The sequence below is a fragment of the Streptomyces sp. NPDC051563 genome, from assembly GCF_044454225.1.
GTDB lineage: Bacteria > Actinomycetota > Actinomycetes > Streptomycetales > Streptomycetaceae > Streptomyces.
On sequence record NZ_JBITDL010000010.1, the window covers coordinates 108,432 to 126,532 of the forward strand.

The 18,101-nt window shown below is 73.9% G+C and carries 15 protein-coding genes; 2 read left to right on the plus strand and 13 right to left on the minus strand.

Features of this window, described 5'->3' with window-relative positions; genetic code table 11:
• Positions 1–67 precede the first annotated feature (67 nt).
• The 8 genes from ACIA8F_RS14125 to rsmI form a co-directional block, all read right to left on the minus strand.
• Entirely contained in the window at positions 68–1,867 is a 1,800-nt protein-coding gene (locus ACIA8F_RS14125; protein WP_399378598.1) for an ABC-F family ATP-binding cassette domain-containing protein, read from the minus strand.
• Between the two features lie 28 nt (positions 1,868–1,895).
• A complete protein-coding gene (locus tag ACIA8F_RS14130; RefSeq protein WP_399378600.1) occupies positions 1,896–3,227 on the minus strand; it encodes an acyltransferase family protein in 1,332 nt (443 codons plus the stop codon).
• 328 nt (positions 3,228–3,555) lie between these two features.
• Entirely contained in the window at positions 3,556–4,452 is an 897-nt protein-coding gene (locus ACIA8F_RS14135) for a 4-(cytidine 5'-diphospho)-2-C-methyl-D-erythritol kinase (protein ID WP_399378602.1), read from the minus strand.
• Positions 4,449–5,288, minus strand: coding sequence for a 16S rRNA (adenine(1518)-N(6)/adenine(1519)-N(6))-dimethyltransferase RsmA (rsmA, locus tag ACIA8F_RS14140; protein WP_399378781.1), 840 nt, complete (start codon positions 5,286–5,288; stop codon positions 4,449–4,451). The genes ACIA8F_RS14135 and rsmA overlap by 4 nt, the downstream gene beginning before the upstream one ends.
• A gap of 95 nt (positions 5,289–5,383) precedes the next feature.
• On the minus strand, positions 5,384–6,595 hold the full coding sequence (locus ACIA8F_RS14145; RefSeq protein ID WP_399378783.1) for a ubiquitin-like domain-containing protein: 1,212 nt from the start codon (positions 6,593–6,595) through the stop codon (positions 5,384–5,386).
• A 632-nt stretch (positions 6,596–7,227) separates the two neighbouring features.
• The gene (locus ACIA8F_RS14150) at positions 7,228–8,106 is read right to left on the minus strand and encodes a TatD family hydrolase (RefSeq protein WP_383956350.1); all 879 of its coding nucleotides are present in this window, start codon (positions 8,104–8,106) and stop codon (positions 7,228–7,230) included.
• A 10-nt stretch (positions 8,107–8,116) separates the two neighbouring features.
• Entirely contained in the window at positions 8,117–8,497 is a 381-nt protein-coding gene (locus ACIA8F_RS14155; protein ID WP_399378785.1) for a hypothetical protein, read from the minus strand.
• Between the two features lie 298 nt (positions 8,498–8,795).
• On the minus strand, positions 8,796–9,713 hold the full coding sequence (rsmI, locus tag ACIA8F_RS14160) for a 16S rRNA (cytidine(1402)-2'-O)-methyltransferase (protein ID WP_399378603.1): 918 nt from the start codon (positions 9,711–9,713) through the stop codon (positions 8,796–8,798).
• Positions 9,714–9,801: 88 nt separating this feature from the next.
• On the opposite strand from rsmI, the gene ACIA8F_RS14165 reads away from it, so the two are divergent.
• Together ACIA8F_RS14165 and ACIA8F_RS14170 are read left to right on the plus strand one after the other, a co-directional pair.
• Entirely contained in the window at positions 9,802–11,583 is a 1,782-nt protein-coding gene (locus ACIA8F_RS14165; protein ID WP_399378604.1) for a dolichyl-phosphate-mannose--protein mannosyltransferase, read from the plus strand.
• A 325-nt stretch (positions 11,584–11,908) separates the two neighbouring features.
• Positions 11,909–13,561 carry a penicillin-binding transpeptidase domain-containing protein gene (locus ACIA8F_RS14170; protein WP_399378606.1) on the plus strand — a complete coding sequence of 551 codons (1,653 nt, stop codon included), beginning with the start codon at positions 11,909–11,911 and terminating at the stop codon, positions 13,559–13,561.
• A gap of 43 nt (positions 13,562–13,604) precedes the next feature.
• Here ACIA8F_RS14170 and ACIA8F_RS14175 read toward each other — a convergent pair whose 3' ends face one another.
• Genes ACIA8F_RS14175 through ACIA8F_RS14195 form a run of 5 tightly spaced genes read right to left on the minus strand, consistent with a single transcriptional unit; the run spans position 13,605 to position 17,943 of the window.
• Positions 13,605–14,081, minus strand: a complete 477-nt coding sequence (locus ACIA8F_RS14175) for a YbaK/EbsC family protein (RefSeq protein WP_399378608.1) — start codon at positions 14,079–14,081, stop codon at positions 13,605–13,607.
• Between the two features lie 55 nt (positions 14,082–14,136).
• Positions 14,137–15,294, minus strand: a complete 1,158-nt coding sequence (locus tag ACIA8F_RS14180; RefSeq protein WP_399378609.1) for a serine hydrolase domain-containing protein — start codon at positions 15,292–15,294, stop codon at positions 14,137–14,139.
• Between the two features lie 60 nt (positions 15,295–15,354).
• Positions 15,355–16,140: an energy-coupling factor ABC transporter ATP-binding protein gene (locus ACIA8F_RS14185; RefSeq protein WP_399378611.1), complete on the minus strand. Its 786-nt coding sequence runs from the start codon at positions 16,138–16,140 to the stop codon at positions 15,355–15,357.
• Positions 16,128–16,889, minus strand: a complete 762-nt coding sequence (gene cbiQ / locus ACIA8F_RS14190) for a cobalt ECF transporter T component CbiQ (protein WP_399378613.1) — start codon at positions 16,887–16,889, stop codon at positions 16,128–16,130. The genes ACIA8F_RS14185 and cbiQ overlap by 13 nt, the downstream gene beginning before the upstream one ends.
• 1 nt (position 16,890) lies before the next feature.
• Positions 16,891–17,943, minus strand: a complete 1,053-nt coding sequence (locus ACIA8F_RS14195; protein ID WP_399378615.1) for an energy-coupling factor ABC transporter permease — start codon at positions 17,941–17,943, stop codon at positions 16,891–16,893.
• Positions 17,944–18,101: the final 158 nt, after the last annotated feature.

Genomic DNA, 18,101 nt, shown 5'->3' on the forward strand with positions numbered 1-18,101 from the left:
TCCCAAGGGAGAACCGGCCCGTGATGCCGCCGTTATCGGCCAGTTGGGGCCGGCGGGCCCCCGCGGGCTACGCGTCCTCGGCGAGCTCCAGCCAGCGCATCTCCAAGTCGTCCCGGTCCGAGATGAGTTCCCGCAGTTCGGCGTCGAGCTTGGCGACCTTGTCGAAGTCGGTGGAGTTCTCGGCGATCTGGGCGTGCAGGCTGCTCTCGCGGTCCGTCATCTTGTTGAGCTGCCGCTCGATCTTCTGCAGCTCCTTCTTCGCGGCGCGCGCATCGCCGGAGGCGGAGGACTTCCCGGCGCCGGCCGCGGCGGGCGCCGGGGAGGCCGCGTCGATCATCTTCTGGCGGCGCTCCAGGTACTCGTCGAGTCCGCGCGGCAGCATCCGCAGGCTCGCGTCGCCCAGCAGGGCCATGACCGTGTCGGTGGTGCGCTCGATGAAGAACCGGTCGTGCGAGATCACGATCATCGACCCGGGCCAGCCGTCGAGGAGGTCCTCCAGCTGGGTCAGGGTCTCGATGTCGAGGTCGTTGGTGGGCTCGTCGAGGAAGAGGACGTTGGGCTCGTCCATCAGCAGGCGCAGGATCTGCAGCCGGCGCCGCTCACCGCCGGAGAGGTCGCCGACGGGCGTCCACTGCTTCTCCTTGGTGAAGCCGAACTGCTCGCACAGCTGGCCGGCCGTCATCTCGCGGCCCTGGCCGAGGTCGACCCGGTCGCGCACGCGCTGGACGGCTTCCAGGACCCGCAGGGACGGGTCGAGCTCGCCGACCTCCTGGGAGAGGTAGGCCAGCTTGACGGTCTTGCCCACGGTCACGGTGCCGGCGGCGGGCTGGACCTCGCCCTGGGTGCGGGCGGCCTCGCCGAGGGCGCGCAGCAGGGAGGTCTTGCCGGCGCCGTTGACGCCGACGAGGCCGACGCGGTCGCCGGGGCCCAGGTGCCAGGTGAGGTGCTTGAGCAGGGTCTTGGGGCCGGCCTGGACGGTCACGTCCTCCAGGTCGAACACCGTCTTGCCGAGGCGGGCGTTGGCGAACTTCATCAGCGCGGACTTGTCGCGCGGCGGCGGCACGTCGGCGATCAGCTCGTTGGCGGCCTCGATGCGGTAGCGCGGCTTGGAGGTCCGGGCGGGGGCGCCGCGGCGCAGCCAGGCGAGCTCCTTGCGCATCAGGTTCTGCCGCTTGGACTCCTCCGTGGCGGCGATGCGGTCGCGCTCGGCGCGGGCGAAGACGTAGTCGCTGTAGCCGCCCTCGTACTCGTGGACGTCACCGCGCTGGACGTCCCACATGCGGGTGCAGACCTGGTCGAGGAACCACCGGTCGTGGGTGACGCAGACGAGTGCGGAGCGGCGTTCCTGGAGGTGCTTGGCCAGCCAGGAGATGCCCTCGACGTCGAGGTGGTTGGTGGGCTCGTCGAGTACGAGGAGGTCCTGGTCGGCGATGAGCAGCTTGGCGAGCGCGATGCGGCGGCGCTCGCCGCCGGACAGCGGGCCGATGACGGTGTCGAGGCCCTGGCCGAAGCCGGGCAGGTCGAGCCCGCCGAACAGGCCGGTCAGCACGTCGCGGATCTTGGCGTTGCCGGCCCACTCGTGGTCGGCCATGTCCCCGATGATCTCGTGGCGGACGGTGGCCTTGGGGTCGAGGGAGTCGTGCTGGGTGAGCACGCCCATGTGCAGGCCGCTGTTCTGGGTGACCCGGCCGCTGTCCGGCTCCTCCAGCTTGGCGAGCATGCGGATGAGGGTGGTCTTGCCGTCGCCGTTGCGGCCTACGACACCGATCCGGTCCCCCTCGGATACGCCGAGGGAGATGCCGTCGAGCAGGGTACGGGTTCCGTACACCTTGCTGACTGCCTCGACATTGACCAGGTTGACGGCCATCAGGAGCGCTCCAGGGAAGGGGTGTGGATCAGCCCCTCAGCCTAACCCTCCGCGAAGTGCCGGACCGTTCCACCAGCAGCCAGCCGCCCAGCGCCATGCCGATCGCGGCGGGCGCGGTGACCGGGAGCGCGATCAGGGTGGCGCTGTGGCCTTCCAGGAGACCGCCGAGGCCGGTCGTGGACAGCCCGAGGACGCCGAGGAGGCACAGGGCGGTGCCGAGGGCGGCGCGGGGGCCGGAGCCGGAGCGGGCGCCGGGGCGGGCGCCGCTCCTGACGGGGGCCTCGAAGCGCCGGAACACCGCGACGAGTACGCCGGTCAGCGCGGCGGCGGCGAGGAACCGGACCGGGACCTGGACCCACCAGGCCGCCCCGGCGGGCTCGGGCAGGGCGATGCCCAGACCGAGCTGGGCGGCGTACACGGCGAGCATCGCGGTGAGGTGCCAGAGGAAGGCCGTCATGGCGACCCCGTTGGCGGCGACCACCCCGCGCCAGACCCGGGGCCGGGCCAGCCAGGCCGCGGCCGGGGCCCTGAGCAGCTCCACGGCGCCCACCAGCCAGATCCCGTGCGCGAGCAGGGCGAGGGTGGGCGGGGCCATGTTGGAGACCTTCTCCCCGGGCATCCCGACCATGGACAGCGGGTACGGCCCGTACGCCACCAGCGCCACGGCCCCGGCGAGCCCGGCGGCGGCGAGGGCGCCGGGACGGCGGAGCCGCCCGTCGGCGCGCAGGAAGCCGAGCTGGTGGACGGCCAGCCAGACGAAGCCGAAGTTCAGGAACTCGGCGTACGGGACACCGCCCGCGAAGCGCAGCAGGTCGACGGCGGCCGCCGCCGCGGCCAGGGCGCCGAAGGCGGCCCAGCCGCAGCGCTCGTGCAAGGCCAGCAGGGGCGGGGTCAGGGCGACCATCGCGAGGTAGATCCCGATGAACCACAGCGGCTGCGTGACCAGCCTGAACGCCGCCCCGGACAGGCGCCCGCCGCCCGCGCCGAGGAGCTGCGCGGCGAGGGCCGCGGCGGTCCAGACGGCCACGAACACCAGGGTGGGCCGCAGCAGCCTGCGCAGCCGGGCCCGCACGAAGACGGCGTAGAGGGGGCCCTCGGTGCGGCGCGCGAGGGAACGGTAGGACAGGGCGTGCGAGAACCCTCCGACGAAGAAGAACACGGGCATCACCTGGAGGGCCCAGGTGAGCACCTGGAGCGGCGGCACGACGGCGAGCAGATTCCCTATGCCGCCGGTACTGACGGCGGCCATCAGCCAGTGCCCGGCGATGACGGTCCCGAGCGAGGCGACCCGGAGCAGGTCGACATAACGGTCCCGCGTCGCGGGGGTGGCTGCGGCGATGTCGCTTGCGCTGGCTCCCATGCCCCCACGCTCCCGCGCGGCGCCTCCGGCCGACAGGGCGCGCGTACTCAGCCCGGCCTAGGTACCCGGAGCCCGGGGGACACGAGGCGCGGGGCGGAGCTCCCCTACCCGCCCTTCCACCGTTCCCTGGGGCTCCGCCCCAGACCCCGCTCCTCAAACGCCGGAGGGGCTGGAATCGCCCTGCGGGCAACCCAGCCCCTCCGGCGTTTGAGGAGCGGGGGTGCGGGGGCTGGCCCCCGCAACGGGTCCGGGCAGGGCCCGGGGAACGGGCGAAGGGCGGGTAGGGGACTCGGCGCCGCGCAGCGGCATGGGCGCAGCCGGGCCGGGGTCAGAGGACGGTCGCGCCCGGGGCCGGGCTCGTGGCCAGGTGGGTGCTGCGGCAGGTGCCGGAGGCGGCCAGCGCGGCGGCCACCTTGGCCGCGGACTCCGCGTCGCGGACGAGGAAGGCCGTGGTCGGGCCCGAGCCGGAGACCAGCGCGGCCAGCGCCCCGGCACCGACCCCCGCCGCGAGGGTGTCGGCCAGCGAGGGCCGCAGCGAGAGGGCCGCGGGCTGGAGCCCGTTGGCCAGGGTGGCGGCCAGCGCGTCGGGGTCGCCGGAGGCGAGGGCCGCGAGCAGGGCCGGGGAGGCCTGTGGCACGGGGACCTCCGTGCCGGCGGTGAGCCGGTCGAACTCTCGGAACACCGCCGGGGTGGAGAGCCCGCCGTCGGCCACGGCGAACACCCAGTGGAAGGTGCCGGCCGCGACGGGGGTCAGGATCTCCCCGCGCCCCACTCCCAGCGCCGCCCCGCCGACCAGGCTGAACGGCACGTCGCTGCCCAGCTCCGCGCAGAGGGCGAGGAGGTCCTCGGCCGGGGTCTTCAGACCCCAGAGGGCGTCGCAGGCGAGGAGCGCGGCCGCCCCGTCGGCGCTGCCGCCGGCCATGCCGCCCGCCACCGGGATCCGCTTCTCGATGTGCAGGTGCACGTCGGGTGCGATGCCCGCCCGCTCGGCCAGGAGCTCGGCCGCCCGGGCCGCCAGGTTGGTGCGGTCGAGCGGCACCTTGTCGGCGTCCGGGCCGGCGCAGGTGACGGTGAGCCCGGCGGCCGGGGTCGCGGTGACCTCGTCGTGGAGGGAGACGGCGAGGAAGACGTTGGCGAGGTCGTGGAAGCCGTCCGGGCGGGCCGCGCCCACCGCCAGCTGGACGTTGACCTTCGCGGGGACCCGTACGGTGATCGCGTCGCTCACAGCGCGGGCCTCTCCGCGGCGGGCTTGTGCTCGGCGATCGCCGCGAACTCCTCGACGGTCAGGGATTCGCCGCGGGCCTGCGGGGAGATCCCGGCGGCGACCAGGGCCGCCTCGGCGCCCGCGGCCGATCCGGCCCAGCCGGACAGGGCCGCGCGCAGGGTCTTGCGGCGCTGGGCGAAGGCCGCGTCGACGACGGCGAAGACCTCGGCCTTGGTCGCGGTGGTCTTGACCGGCTCGGCCCGGCGGACCAGGGAGACGAGTCCGGAGTCGACGTTCGGTGCGGGCCAGAAGACCTTGCGGCCGATGGCGCCGGCCCGCTTGACGTCCGCGTACCAGTTGGCCTTGACGGAGGGGACCCCGTAGACCTTGTTGCCGGGTTCGGCGGCCAGCCGGTCGGCGACCTCGGCCTGCACCATGACCAGGGTCCGCTCGATGCTGGGGAAGCGGTCGAGCATGGTGAGCAGGACCGGCACGGCGACGTTGTAGGGAAGGTTCGCGACGAGCGCGGTGGGCGGCGGCCCGGGCAGCTCCTTGACCAGCATGGCGTCGGAGTGGACCAGCGCGAAGCGGTCCTTGCGCTCCGGCATCCGCGCCTCGATGGTGGCGGGCAGCGCGGCGGCCAGGATGTCGTCGATCTCGACGGCGACGACCCGGTCGGCGGCCTCCAGCAGTGCCAGCGTCAGCGAGCCCAGCCCGGGTCCGACCTCGACGACCACGTCGTCCGGCCGGACCTCGGCGGTGCGCACGATGCGGCGCACGGTGTTGGCGTCGATGACGAAGTTCTGGCCCTTCTGCTTCGTCGGCCGTACGCCGAGTACGGCGGCCAGCTCCCGGATGTCGGCCGCGCCGAGGAGGGCGGACGGTTCGGGGGTGGCGGTCTCGGGCTGGGCGGTCTCCGGCGCGGAGGATTCGGGCTGCTGCTCTGCGGTGCTCACCGATAAAGGGTACGGCCGCAGTGTGGCCAGGGACTCGCCCCCCGCTGGACGTACAGCTTCTTGGCGCGGTACGTCTGTTCCGGGCCCGGAGCGTCCTGCGGCCGGCCGCTGCCGCCGAGGGCCTGCCAGGTCTGCACGTCGAACTGGTAGAGCCCCCCGTACGTCCCCGAGGCGTCGGTGGCGCCGGGCCGGCCGCCCGACTCGCAGCGGGCCAGCGCGCCCCAGTCGAGGCCGTCCGCGCCCTGGACGGAGGTGGGCAGCGCCCTGGTGCCGACCTTGACGAGCTGGCTGACGGGCTCGCGGACGGTCTCCTCGGCGACCCGGCGGGGTTTTTGCCGGACCCCGTTGACGGTGCGCAGGCTGTACGTGACCCTGCGCGCTCCGGGCCGCCCCGAGCGCTCGACGACTTCGGTTCCGGCGAAGAGGGCGGGGTCCTTGACCCGCTCGGTCGCGTACGGGATGTGTTCCTCGCGGATCTCGCGGGTGCCGCTGATGCGGAGCACGGTGACGGTCTGGCCGTCGCGCGGGAAGGAGCCGGCGGGCACGGAGGTGGTGTCCTGGCCGTGGAGGGTGATCCCGGCTTCGTCGAGGGCCTCCTGCACGGTGGCGGCGTTGGTGCGGATGGTCCGCTCGCGGCCGTCGGCCATGAAGGTGATGCTGCGTTCGGTGCGGACGGCGAGGGTCAGGCCGGTCCGGGGGACGGGGGCGGTGCGGGGGGCGGAGAGGTAGGCACCCTCGGCGCGGATGCCGAACTGGCGCAGTGCGCCGTCCACGGTGCGGGCGGTGGTCCACACCTCGCGCTGCTGTCCGTCGAGGGTGAGGCTCAGCGGGCGGCCGTAGCGCAGGACGATCTCGTCCCCGTCGTCGAGGACCTCGGCCCCGGCCGGGGCGATGAGGTCGTGGGGGCCGGTGGCCAGTCCTTCTGCGGCGAGCAGCTCGTCGACGTCGTCGGCGAAGGTGTGCAGGGTCCGCGGGACCCCGTCGACGGTGAGCCGTACGGACTTGTCGGCGGCGACGAAGGCGGTGGTGCCGCCCGCGAGGAAGGCGACGACCAGGGCCTGCGGCACGATGCGCCGCCAGGTGTCGCGGGAGGCGGGGGCGGCGCCGCGGCGCCGCCGGGTGCCGGGGACGGGGACGGGGACGGGGACGGGGACGGGGACGGGGACGGGGACCGTACCGGCGCCGGTACCGGTACCCGGCGCGGGCACGGTGCCGGGGCCGCCCCGGCGCCGCCCGGTCCCCGCCGGGGCCGTCGCTCCGGCGGGGACCGGGACGGTGTCCGGGGCCGCCCCGGTGCGGCGCCGGCGGCCGGTGGCGGGTGGCTCCGGCTGGAGGTCGGGTCCCGGTGCGGTACCGGCGGGGGCGGGGCTGCGGCCGCGCGCCCGGCGGCCCGCCCCGGGCTCCGCGGCCGTCCGGCGCCGCCCGCCGCCCCGGGGCGCGGGCACCGCGGGTTCCGGGTGCGGGCCGGGGGCGGCCGACCCCCGGCCCGGGAACGGGTCCGGGTCCGGCGCGGAGCCCCGCAGCGGATCCGGGCCCGGGTCCGTGAAAGCCCCCTGGTCCGGATACGGGTCCGCGTACCCCTCCGCGTACGGGTCCGCCGGCTCCCGGTCCGTGCCCGGGGCGAGGAACGGGTCCGGGCCGGGACCCGGTTCCGCGGTCGGGTCCGGGGCCGCGGCCCAGGGGTCGCGTCCACCGGCCGGCCAGGCCACATCGCTCATCGCGCTCGCTCCACTGGTCCGTCCGGCTGCTTCGGGCACGGCACCCTAGCGGAGCGGCCGTCACGCTACAAAGCGGGACGGCTACGGAACGTGGCGAACGGGTGAGCGGTCCTGCGGGGTGCTCAGTAGGCGAAGGCGCGGGCCGTGTTGGCCGCCAGGGCGGTCGCCATGGCGTCCTCGTCGATGCCGCGGACCGCGGCCATGGCCCGTACGGTCAGCGGAATGAGGTACGGCGCGTTGGGCCGTCCGCGGTAGGGGGCCGGGGTGAGGTACGGGGCGTCCGTCTCGACGAGCACCAGTTCCAGCGGGGCCACCGCCAGGGCCTCGCGCAGCGGGGCCGCGTTCTTGAAGGTGACGGTCCCGGCGAAGGACATGTAGTAGCCGGCGGCGGCGCACTCCCGGGCCATCTCCGCGTCTCCGGAGTAGCAGTGGAAGACGGTCCGCTCGGGGGCGCCCTCCTCGCGCAGGACGCGCAGCACGTCCGCGTGGGCCTCGCGGTCGTGGATGACCAGGGCCTTGCCCTGCCGTTTGGCGATCTCGATGTGTGCGCGGAAGGACCGCTCCTGCGCGGCCATGCCCTCCGGGCCGGTGCGGAAGTAGTCGAGTCCGGTCTCGCCGACCGCCTTGACGTGCGCGAGCGCGGCCAGGGCCTCGATCTCGGCGAGCGCGTCGTCGAGCGCGGCCTCGCCGCCGCCCGTCCGGGCGCCCTGACGCGACCAGCCGTCGGGGTCCCCGTGCACGATCCGTGGGGCTTCGTTGGGGTGCAGGGCCACGGCCGCGTGGACGTTCTCGTACGCGGCGGCGGTCTCGGCGGCCCAGCGGGAGCCCTTCACGTCGCAGCCCACCTGGACCACGGTGGTCACCCCGACGGAGGCGGCCTTGGCGAGGCCCTCCTCGACGGTGCCGGACTGCATGTCCAGGTGGGTGTGCGAGTCCGCGACCGCCACCCGGAGCGGTTCGGGCAGCGGGGGCGGCGCGTCGTTCGGCGTGCTACGGCTCATACGGCCGATCTTATGACCGGCGGAAGAACCCCAGCAGCCGGGCCATCAGCCCGGGCCGTTCCACCGGGACCGGCCCGGGGGCGTCGTGCAGGGCGGCCTTGCGCTGCTTCGGGGCCTTCGGCGCCTTCGCCGTGTACCCGGCGGGCACGGGTCCGGCGATCCCCGGGGCCGCGCGGTGGTGGTAGAGCTGGTCGAGCATGCCGATGACCGACTTGACCTGCCCCTCCCGCATGATCCGCACCACGTGGCCGCCGCAGTTGTGGCAGGTCGGGTTCGACAGCGGGGAGGGGACCCGCTCGCCGTCGGCGGTGTAGACGATGAACGGCATGCCCCTGCCGTCGGTGTGGTGCTCTATCTCGTAGCCCTGCTCCCAGCCGTAGCCGCACTTCATGCAGGCGAAGGAGTAGGCCTCGTGCACGGTCGGCACGGATGCGGGAGCGGTCCCCGTCACGGGGACGGCCGTCACGGTCGGCGCGGCGACGGGTCCGGCCGGTTGGGGAAGGGGACGGGGTTCGGCGATCTCACTCATGCCAGCTCCTCTTGTTCCACTGCTGCCATTGCCAGTGGACGCCTCTTCGGGCGGGAGCGCATCAGGCCCTGTCCAGTGTTGGACGGTCCTTGGGCGAGTCATGCCCAAAGCGCCCCGTGCGCGGTCTGAGCTTTGCTTTTCAGGTTAGCCCTTTACCGACTCACGGCGACTTTTGTGCCGCGTTCTTTGCCGCGACCACCGCGTCGAACACCTCGCGCTTGGGTACCCCGGCCTCGGCGGCGACCGCCGCGATGGCCTCCTTGCGCCGCTCCCCCGCCTCCTCGCGCACCCGTACCCGGTTCACCAGCTCCTCGGCGTCGACATCGCCGGGGGCCGCGGCCGGGGCGCCCTCGACGACCACGGTGATCTCCCCGCGCACGCCTTCGGCGGCCCAGGCGGCCAGCTCGCCGAGCCCGCCGCGCTTGACCTCCTCGTAGGTCTTGGTCAGCTCGCGGCAGACGGCGGCCCGCCGGTCGGCGCCGAAGACCTCGGCCATGGCGGCCAGGGTGTCGTCGAGCCGGTGCGGGGCCTCGAAGTAGACGAGGGTGCGGCGCTCCGCGGCCACCTCGCGGAGCTTGCTCAGCCGCTCGCCGGCCTTGCGCGGCAGGAAGCCCTCGAAGCAGAAGCGGTCGACCGGCAGCCCGGAGAGGGCGAGCGCGGTGAGCACGGCGGAGGGGCCGGGGACGGCCGTGACCTTGATGTCCTTCTCCACCGCGGCGGCGACCAGCCGGTAGCCGGGGTCGGAGACGGAGGGCATGCCGGCGTCCGTCACCAGGAGCACTCGCTTGCCGGCCTCCAGGGCCTCGACCAGTTCGGGGGTGCGCGCGGACTCGTTGCCCTCGAAGTACGACAGGACCCGGCCGGTGGTGAACACGCCGAGCCCCTGCGTCAGCCTGCGCAGCCGCCGGGTGTCCTCGGCGGCGATCACGTCGGCCCGCTCCAGCTCGGAGGCGAGCCGCGGCGGGGCGTCGGCGAGGTCCCCGATGGGGGTCCCGGCGAGGACGAGGACGCCCGCCCCCGGTGCGTGGGAGGGGGCCGGGGAGGCGGCTTCGGCGGTGCGCGGCTGGTCAGTGGTCACCGCCCCATCCTCTCAGCCGCCCCAACCGCCGCGCCCCACACTCCCGTCCCCCTGGGTCCGGCACAGGGTCGTTCCCTACGATGTGCCGGTGACCAGTACCGCGACGCCGCCGCCCAGCCCTGCGGGGGCCCCGCCCGCCACCGAGGCAGGGCCCGGCCAGGCCCCCGCCGACCAGCCGTCCGCCTGGCTGCGCCGCCTGCGCGGCTTCGGCTACGCGCCGCCCGCCGGGGCGAAGCGGCAGTCGGACGTCCGCACCCGCCTGGTGCCCCCGTACGCGCGGCCGTCCGCGCAGCTGTGGGCGCAGATCGGGATCGGTCCGGCCGCGGCGGTGCGCTGGGAGCGGGTGCTGGCCTGGGCCGGTCCGCTGCTGGTGGCGCTGGTCGCGGGGGTGCTGCGGTTCGCCCATCTGGGCACCCCGAAGGCGGTGATATTCGACGAGACGTACTACGCCAAGGACGCCTGGGCCACGATCAAGCAGGGCTACGAGGCGAGCTGGCCCAAGGACATCGACAAGTCGGTCCTCGCCAACCCCGACGGGGTCCCGCTCCCGCTGGACCCGGGCTACGTCGTGCACCCGCCGGTCGGCAAATGGGTGATCGGGCTCGGCGAGTGGATGTTCGGCTTCGACCCGTTCGGCTGGCGGTTCATGACCGCGCTGCTCGGCACCCTGTCCGTGCTGATGCTGTGCCGCATCGGCCGGCGGCTGTTCCGTTCCACCTTCCTGGGCTGCCTGGCCGGCCTGCTGCTCGCCGTGGACGGCCTGCACCTGGTGATGAGCCGGACCGCGCTGCTCGACCTGGTGCTGATGTTCTTCGTGCTCGGCGCCTTCGGAGCGCTCGTCATCGACCGGGACAAGGCGCGGGCCCGGCTCGCGGCGGCGCTCCCGGTGGACGAGGAGGGGCGGACCCGGCCGGACGCCCGGATCGCGGAGACGCTGAAGCTGGGCTGGCGCCCGTACCGGCTGCTGGCCGGCATCAGCCTGGGCCTGGCCTTCGGTACGAAGTGGAACGGCCTGATCGTGCTCGCCTTCTTCGGCGTGCTGACCGTGCTGTGGGACGCGGCCGCCCGCCGCACCGCGGGCGCGGGCGCCCCGTACGCGGCGATGCTGCGCCGGGACAGCGGGCCCGCCTTCCTCTCCCTGGTCCCCGTGGCGATCTCCGTCTACCTGGCCTCGTGGCTCGGCTGGATCCTCTCCCCCGACAACGGCAAGGGCGGCTACTTCCGCGACTGGGCCGCCAAGAACGACCAGCACAGCTCGTGGTCCTTCGTCCCGGAGTGGCTGCGCAGCCTGTGGCACTACGAGACGGAGGTCTACAAGTTCCACGTGGGCCTGACCTCCGGCCACACCTACGAGTCGAACCCGTGGAGCTGGCTGATCCTGGGCCGTCCCGTCTCCTACTTCTACGAGTCCCCCGCCCCCGGCACCGACGGCTGCCCGGCGACCGAGACGGCCAAGTGCGCGCGCGAGGTGCTGGCGCTCGGCACGCCGCTGCTGTGGTGGACGGGCTGCTTCGCCCTGCTGTACGTGCTGTGGCGCTGGATCTTCCGCCGCGACTGGCGCGCGGGCGCGATCGCGTGCGCCCTGGGCGCCGGCCTGCTGCCCTGGTTCAACTACCAGGAGCGGACCATCTTCTTCTTCTACGCCGTGGTCTTCGTCCCGTACCTGTGCCTGGCGGTGGCCATGATGATCGGCGCCCTCCTGGGCCCGGCCGGCTCCTCGGAACGCCGCCGCGCCCTGGGCGCGGTCGCGGCGGGCGTCCTCGTGCTCCTGATCGTGTGGAACTTCATCTATTTCTGGCCCATCTACACGGGCCAGTCCATCCCGATGGATTCCTGGCAGAACCGGATGTGGCTGGACACCTGGGTCTAGGGGGTGTCCGCAAAGTGGCGCCGGGCGCCCGGAGGGCGCCCTCGCGGCGTTCGGTGCGTGCTCTCGGTGTGCCGGGCGGAAGCCCGCGTACTGGACGTACTCGGGCTTCCGCCCGGCGCGCCGAGAGCGCGTGCCGGGCGTCGCGAGCCAGGCGCCACTTTGCGGACACCCCCTAGCGGGGCCTCTGCAATCCCGTGCGCCCGGGGCAACCAAACCCCTGAAGCGTTTGTCTGTTCGACGTAAGGTCTCCCCAGGGGCCACTTGAACACGTTCAGTGTCCGAGGGGCCGGGGTCGGGGCACACGGGAACGAAACGGGGACGGGACATGAACGGGGCTGCAAAGGGAGCCGTCGTGGGCGGAGCCTTCCTGGCGATGCTGGGCGGGGCCACGTATGGGGTGTACGCGCTGGTGGGGGACAGCGGCGACGACGGCGCCAAGAGCGCGAGCACGAGCGCGAGCGGCCCGGCCGTGCCCGCCAAGGGCACCGGGCCGGTCAGCGACAAGGACGCCGCGGCGACCGCCGCGGCCTTCTTCGCCGCGTGGGCCGCCGGGGACGCCCGGGCGGGAGCCGATCTGACGAACAACCCGGCGGAGGCCCAGGGCGCCCTCGGGGACTTCAAGAGCAAGGCCTACGTGTCCAAGGTCGCCATCACCCCCGGCGCGCAGACCGGAACCACGGTGGCGTACTCCGTCGCGGCCGAGGTCACCTACGAGGGGGTCACCAAGCCCCTCGCCTACGAGTCCAAGCTGACCGTGGTCCGCGGCACCACCACGGGGCTGCCGCTCGTCGACTGGCAGCCCTCGGTGCTCCACCCGCAGCTCCAGAAGGGCGAGAAGCTGCGCGGCGGGGCGCCGGCCAACCCTCCGGTCAAGGCCGTCGACCGCAAGGGCCGGGAGCTGACGGCCGAGAAGTACCCCTCGCTGCGCCCGGTCCTCGACAGCCTGCGCAAGACCTACGGGGAGCGGCTGGGCGGCACGAGCGGCGCCGAGCTGTGGATCGAGCCGGTCGCCCAGGAGGCTCCCCGGCGGACCCTGCTCACGGTGATCGAGGGGAAGCCCGGGGAGATCGAGACCGTCCTGGACGCGGACGTCCAGGCGGCGGCCGAGCAGGCGGTGCTGAAGTTCCCGCAGGCCTCGGTGGTCGCCGTCCAGCCGAGCACGGGCAACGTCCTGGCCGTCGCCGACCACCGCGGGGACGGCTTCCCCGCCTCCCTCAGCGGGGCCCGCGCGCCCGGCTCCACGATGAAGATCGTGACCGGCGCGATGCTGCTGGACCGGGGTCTGGTGGCGGCCGACAAGGTCGCCGAATGCCCGGCGGAGGTGTCGTGGGGAGGCAGGACCTTCAAGAACCTCAAGGGCTTCAAGCTGGACGGCGAGACCTTCGCGACGAGCTTCGCCCAGTCCTGCAACACCGCCTTCATCAAGCAGATCAAGCCGGTCGGCGACGAGGACGCGCTCCCCAAGGAGGCCCGCGAGGTCTTCGGGATCGGCGACGGCGTCGAGTGGAAGGTCGGCGTGCCCACCGTCGACGGCAAGGTCCCGGCAGCGACCGGCCCGGCCGCGGCGGCCGCGTACATCGGCCAGGGCCAGATCCAGATGAACCCGCTGACCATGGCCTCGGTCACGGCGACCGCCCGCACCGGGGTGTTCCGCCAGCCGGTGGTTGTCAAGGCCTCGCTGGACGGCCGCGAGATCGCGAAGGCCACCCGGAAGATGAAGCCCTCGGTGGCGGCGCAGCTCGTGCGGATGATGAAGCTGACGGCCACCTCGGGCACCGCCCAGGAGGCGATGTCCTCGGTCCACGGCTCCGACAAGGGCGCCAAGACCGGCTCCGCGGAGGTCGACGGGGCGCAGAACCCGGACAGCTGGTTCACCGGCTTCAGCGGCGACGTGGCGGCCGCGGCGATGGTCGAGGGCGGCGGCCACGGCGGCGACGCGGCGGGCCCGATCGTGGCGGCCGTGCTGAACGCGGGCTGAGCCAGGGGCCTGAGGCGGGGGCCTGGCGCGTCCGGCCCCCGCCTCAGCCCTCCCGTACGTCGGACAGCGCGGCCCCCGCGTGCCGGATCAGCTCGCGCGGATCCATCGGGAACACCGTGTGCGGGGTGCCCGCGGCCGCCCAGACCACCTCGTGGGCCAGCAGCGAGCGGTCCGCGAGGACCCGGGTGCGGGTGCGGTGCCCGAAGGGCGGCACCCCTCCGATGGCGTAGCCCGTGGTCTCCCGGACCAGGGCCGCGTCCGCCCGGGTCACGGCGCCCGCACCGAGCTCGCGGCGCACCGCCTCCACGTCCACCCGGGAGGCCCCGTCCATGAGGACCAGGACGGGAACGCCGTCGGCGGCGAAGATCAGCGACTTCACGATCTGGCTGAGCTCGCAGCCGATCGCGGCGGCCGCGTCGGCGGCCGTGCGGGTCCCGTCGGGGAAGCTCCGTACGTCCGGCTCCAGCCCCAGTGCGGCGAGGGCTTCGGCGAAGAGGGGGTGCACCGTGGTGGTCGTCATGGAGGCACGCCAGCGCTCCCGCCCGGGCCCGTGCGACGCCCTTTCGCCGGGCCCGCTACAGCGCCGAGCGGACCGCCCGGACCAGGGCCTGGGCGCGCGGGTCGGCGGTGACCGACTTGGCGTGGGCGTTGGTGACGTAGCCGAAGCCGATGCCCGCCTCCGGGTCCGCGAAGGCCAGCGAGCCGCCGCGGCCCGGGTGCCCGAACGAAGCCGGGGACAGCAGCGGCGAGGCCGGGCCGTGCAGCATGTAGCCGGGACCGAAGCGGGTGTTGACCACGAGCACGCGGTCGGGGCCCGAGGAGAACTCCTTGCCGGCCAGCGCGGTGGTGGCCGGGGTGAAGATCCGGGCCCCGTCCTCCACCACCCCGATGGTGGCCGCGTAGAAGCGGGCCAGGGCGCGGGCCGTGCCGATGCCCGCGGAGGCCGGCAGTTCGGCGGCCCGGTAGGCGGGGTCGTTCTCGTCGGGCAGCGGGAAGATGGCCGCGAAGGCTCGGCGGGTGAGGGAGTCCGGGTCGGCGTAGGCCGCGGAAACGTTTCGCTTCGGCCGGGTCCTGAGCGTGCCCGCGCTCTCGGGCGGATCGACCGGCCCCACCCGGCCCACCCGGTGCGCCTCCGTCTCCGGCAGGCCGATCCAGAAGTCCAGCCCCAGCGGCTCCGCGATCTCCTCGGCGAGGATGCCCCCCAGCGTGCGGCCGGTCGCCCGCAGCACCAGCTCGGACAGCAGCCAGCTGAAGGTCTGCGCGTGGTACCCGTGCTCGGTGCCGGGCTCCCAGAAGGCCTGCTGGGCGGCGACCGCCCGCGCTCCGGAGACCCCGTCCGCGGCCTCGGCCACCGTCAGCCCGCGGTCCAGGGCCGGGACCCCCGCGCGGTGCGCGAGCAGGTCGCGGACCCGGGTCCGCTCCTTGCCGCCCGCCTTGAACTCCGGCCAGTACGAGCTCACGGGCGCGTCCAGGTCCAGCAGCCCGCGCTGCTGGAGCAGCAGCGGTACGGCCGCGGCCACGCCCTTGGTCGCGGAGCGGACGATCTGCGCGGTGTCCTCGGCCCAGGGTTCGGTGCCTTCGGCGTCCTTGGTGCCGGCCCAGAGGTCCACGACCTTGCGCCCGTCGCGGTACACGGCCACCGCCGCGCCCCGGTCCCCGAGCACCTGGAAGTTGCGTACGAACGCGTCCCTGACGGGCTCGAAGCCCTCCGCCACCACACCCTTGATGTCCACGGCCTGTGCAACAACCCCCGACCGGCGGTTATGCCACCGCGCGGGGTACCCGGCGCACGCTCAGCCGACGACGACGGAGCGCGGGTCGAACCCGAAGGGCAGCTCCAGCCGGTGGGCCCGCATCAGCTTCTCGTCGCACAGCACGTCCTGGGTCCTGCCGTCGGCCACGATGGTGCCCTCGCTGAGGATCACCGCGCGCGGGCAGAGCTCCAGCGCGTAGGGCAGGTCGTGCGTCACCATCAGCACGGTGACGTCCAGGGAGCGCAGGATGTCCGCGAGCTCGCGGCGCGAGGCCGGGTCCAGGTTGGAGGACGGCTCGTCCAGGACGAGGATCTCGGGCCGCATGGCCAGTACGGTCGCCACCGCGACCCGGCGGCGCTGCCCGAAGGACAGGTGGTGCGGGGGCCGGTCCGCGAAGGCGGCCATCCCGACCTGTTCCAGGGCGTCGCGGACCCGCTCCTCCAGCTCGGCGCCGCGCAGTCCGGCGGCGGCCGGGCCGAAGGCCACGTCCTCGCGGACGGTCGGCATGAACAGCTGGTCGTCGGGGTCCTGGAAGACGATGCCGACCCGGCGGCGGATCTCGGCGAAGTTCCGCTTCTCCACGGGCAGCCCGGCCACGCTCACGGTCCCGACACCGCCGGTCAGGATGCCGTTGAGGTGCAGCACCAGGGTGGTCTTGCCGGCACCGTTGGGACCGAGCAGCGCCACCCGCTCGCCGTGCCCGACCGTGAGGTCGACCCCGAAGAGGGCCTGGTGGCCGTCGGGGTAGGCGTAGGCGAGGCCGGAGACCTCCAGGGAGGGCGGGGCGGCGGGCGTGGGTGCGTTCACAGGGCTCACAGGGTCCATCCCATCAGACAGACGGCGAGCGCCGTTACCGGGAGCGCGGCCGCGTACGCCCACTGCGTGCGGGTGGCCACCACCTCGTCGATCACCGGCATCGAGCCGGCGTAGCCGCGGCTGACCATCGCCAGGTAGACGCGCTCGCCGCGCTCGTAGGAGCGGATGAACAGGGCTCCGGCGGTCTTCGCGAGGACCCCCCAGTGCCGGATGCCGCGCGCCTCGAAGCCGCGGGAGCGGCGGGCGATGGACATCCGGCGCAGCTCGTCGCCGATGACGTCCCCGTACCGGATCATGAAGGAGGCGATCTGGACCAGGAGCGGCGGCAGCTTGAGCCGCTGGAGGCCCAGCAGCAGGGCGCGCAGTTCGGTGGTGGAGGCCAGGAGCACGGAGGCGGCCACGCCGAGGGTGCCCTTGGCCAGGACGTTCCAGGCGCCCCAGAGGCCGTTGACGCTGAGCGACATGCCGAGGAACTCCACCCGCTCGCCCTGGGCCACGAAGGGCATCAGGACGGCGAAGGCGACGAAGGGCACCTCGATCAGCAGCCGGCGCAGCAGGAATCCGAACGGGATCCGGGCCACGGCGGTGGCTGCCGCGATGAGGACGGCGTACAGCCCGAAGGCCCACACCGCCTCGCGCGGTGTGGACACGACGACGGCCACGAAACCGAAGGTCGCGGCCAGCTTGCAGTGCGGCGGCAGGTCGTGGACCGGGGAGCGCCCCGCCCGGTAGAGCTTGTGGGCGTGGCCCGCGCCCATGTCAGGCGGCCGGTACGGCCGTGGAGGCGGCCGTCAGGTCGGCGGAGCGCCGGCGGCGCACGGTCCAGAACACGCCGGTGCCGACGAGGACGGTCGCACCCACGCCGATGACCCCGGCGAGGCCGCCGGAGAGGCGGGCGTCGGAGACGTCCTTGACGCTGTAGTCGGCGAGCGGGGAGTCGGCGGCGGAGTGCTCGGTGACCTTCTGGTCGATGCCCTTGTCGGCGGCGACCTTCTCCAGTCCGTCCGGGCTGGAGGAGGCGTAGAAGGAGACGATGCCGGCCAGGGCCAGCGCGGCGACCAGTCCGGTGATCCAGACGGGCTTGGTGGAGCGGGCGGCGACCGGCGCGGCGGCGGCCGCGGGGGCGTCGACCAGTTCGCCGCCGACGCGCAGCTTCAGCGGGGCGGCCAGGGCGCGGGCGCCGTGGACCAGGTCGGGGCGGACGGCGATCACGGCGCCGACGGTGGCGGCGGTGATGACGGCCTCGCCGATGCCGATGAGGACGTGGACGCCGACCATGGCGCCGAACACCTTGGCGATCGGCACGTCGGTGGTGCCGCCGAGGGCGTAGAGGAGGGTGAAGAAGGTGGCCGCGGCGGGCACCGAGAGCAGGGCTCCGGCGAAGGCGGCGACGGTGACCGAGCGGCGGGTGCCGGGCAGCAGCTTGACCAGCCCGCGGAAGACGGCGTAGGCGACGACCACGGTGACGACGCCCATGGTGAGGATGTTGACGCCGAGGGCGGTCAGGCCGCCGTCGGCGAAGAGGAGGCCCTGCATGAGCAGGACCACGGACACGCACAGCACGCCCGTATAGGGGCCGACGAGGATCGCGGCGAGCGCGCCTCCCAGAAGGTGGCCGCTTGTTCCGGCCGCGACGGGGAAGTTGAGCATCTGTACGGCAAAGATGAAGGCGGCCACCAGGCCGGCGAGCGGCGCCGTGCGCTCGTCCAGCTCCCGGCGGGCGCCACGGAGGCTGACCGCCACGGCTCCGGCGGCGGCGACACCTGCGGCAATGGAGACGGGGGCATCGATGAAGCCGTCGGGCACATGCATGGTTCTGCTCCGCTTCCTGCGGTCCGGCGAACGGTTGGTTGATCTGACAAAGTCTTTAACCGTTCAAGAATAGGGCCTTCTTGCGAACAGTTGGCAAGAGCGGTGGCGTCACAAATAGCCCCGTGCGGATTCGTGGGAATGTGCGAGGCTGGGGGCAA

Bases quoted from the DNA above. Each gene is read 5' to 3' on its own strand.
- ACIA8F_RS14125 (WP_399378598.1), bottom strand. From the start codon at position 1,867: ATGGCCGTCAACCTGGTCAATGTCGAGGCAGTCAGCAAGGTGTACGGA.
- ACIA8F_RS14130 (WP_399378600.1), bottom strand. From the start codon at position 3,227: ATGGGAGCCAGCGCAAGCGACATCGCCGCAGCCACCCCCGCGACGCGG.
- ACIA8F_RS14150 (WP_383956350.1), bottom strand. From the start codon at position 8,106: ATGAGCCGTAGCACGCCGAACGACGCGCCGCCCCCGCTGCCCGAACCG.
- ACIA8F_RS14155 (WP_399378785.1), bottom strand. From the start codon at position 8,497: ATGAAGTGCGGCTACGGCTGGGAGCAGGGCTACGAGATAGAGCACCAC.
- ACIA8F_RS14170 (WP_399378606.1), top strand. From the start codon at position 11,909: ATGAACGGGGCTGCAAAGGGAGCCGTCGTGGGCGGAGCCTTCCTGGCG.
- ACIA8F_RS14175 (WP_399378608.1), bottom strand. From the start codon at position 14,081: ATGACGACCACCACGGTGCACCCCCTCTTCGCCGAAGCCCTCGCCGCA.
- ACIA8F_RS14185 (WP_399378611.1), bottom strand. From the start codon at position 16,140: ATGGACCCTGTGAGCCCTGTGAACGCACCCACGCCCGCCGCCCCGCCC.
- cbiQ (WP_399378613.1), bottom strand. From the start codon at position 16,889: ATGGGCGCGGGCCACGCCCACAAGCTCTACCGGGCGGGGCGCTCCCCG.
- ACIA8F_RS14195 (WP_399378615.1), bottom strand. From the start codon at position 17,943: ATGCATGTGCCCGACGGCTTCATCGATGCCCCCGTCTCCATTGCCGCA.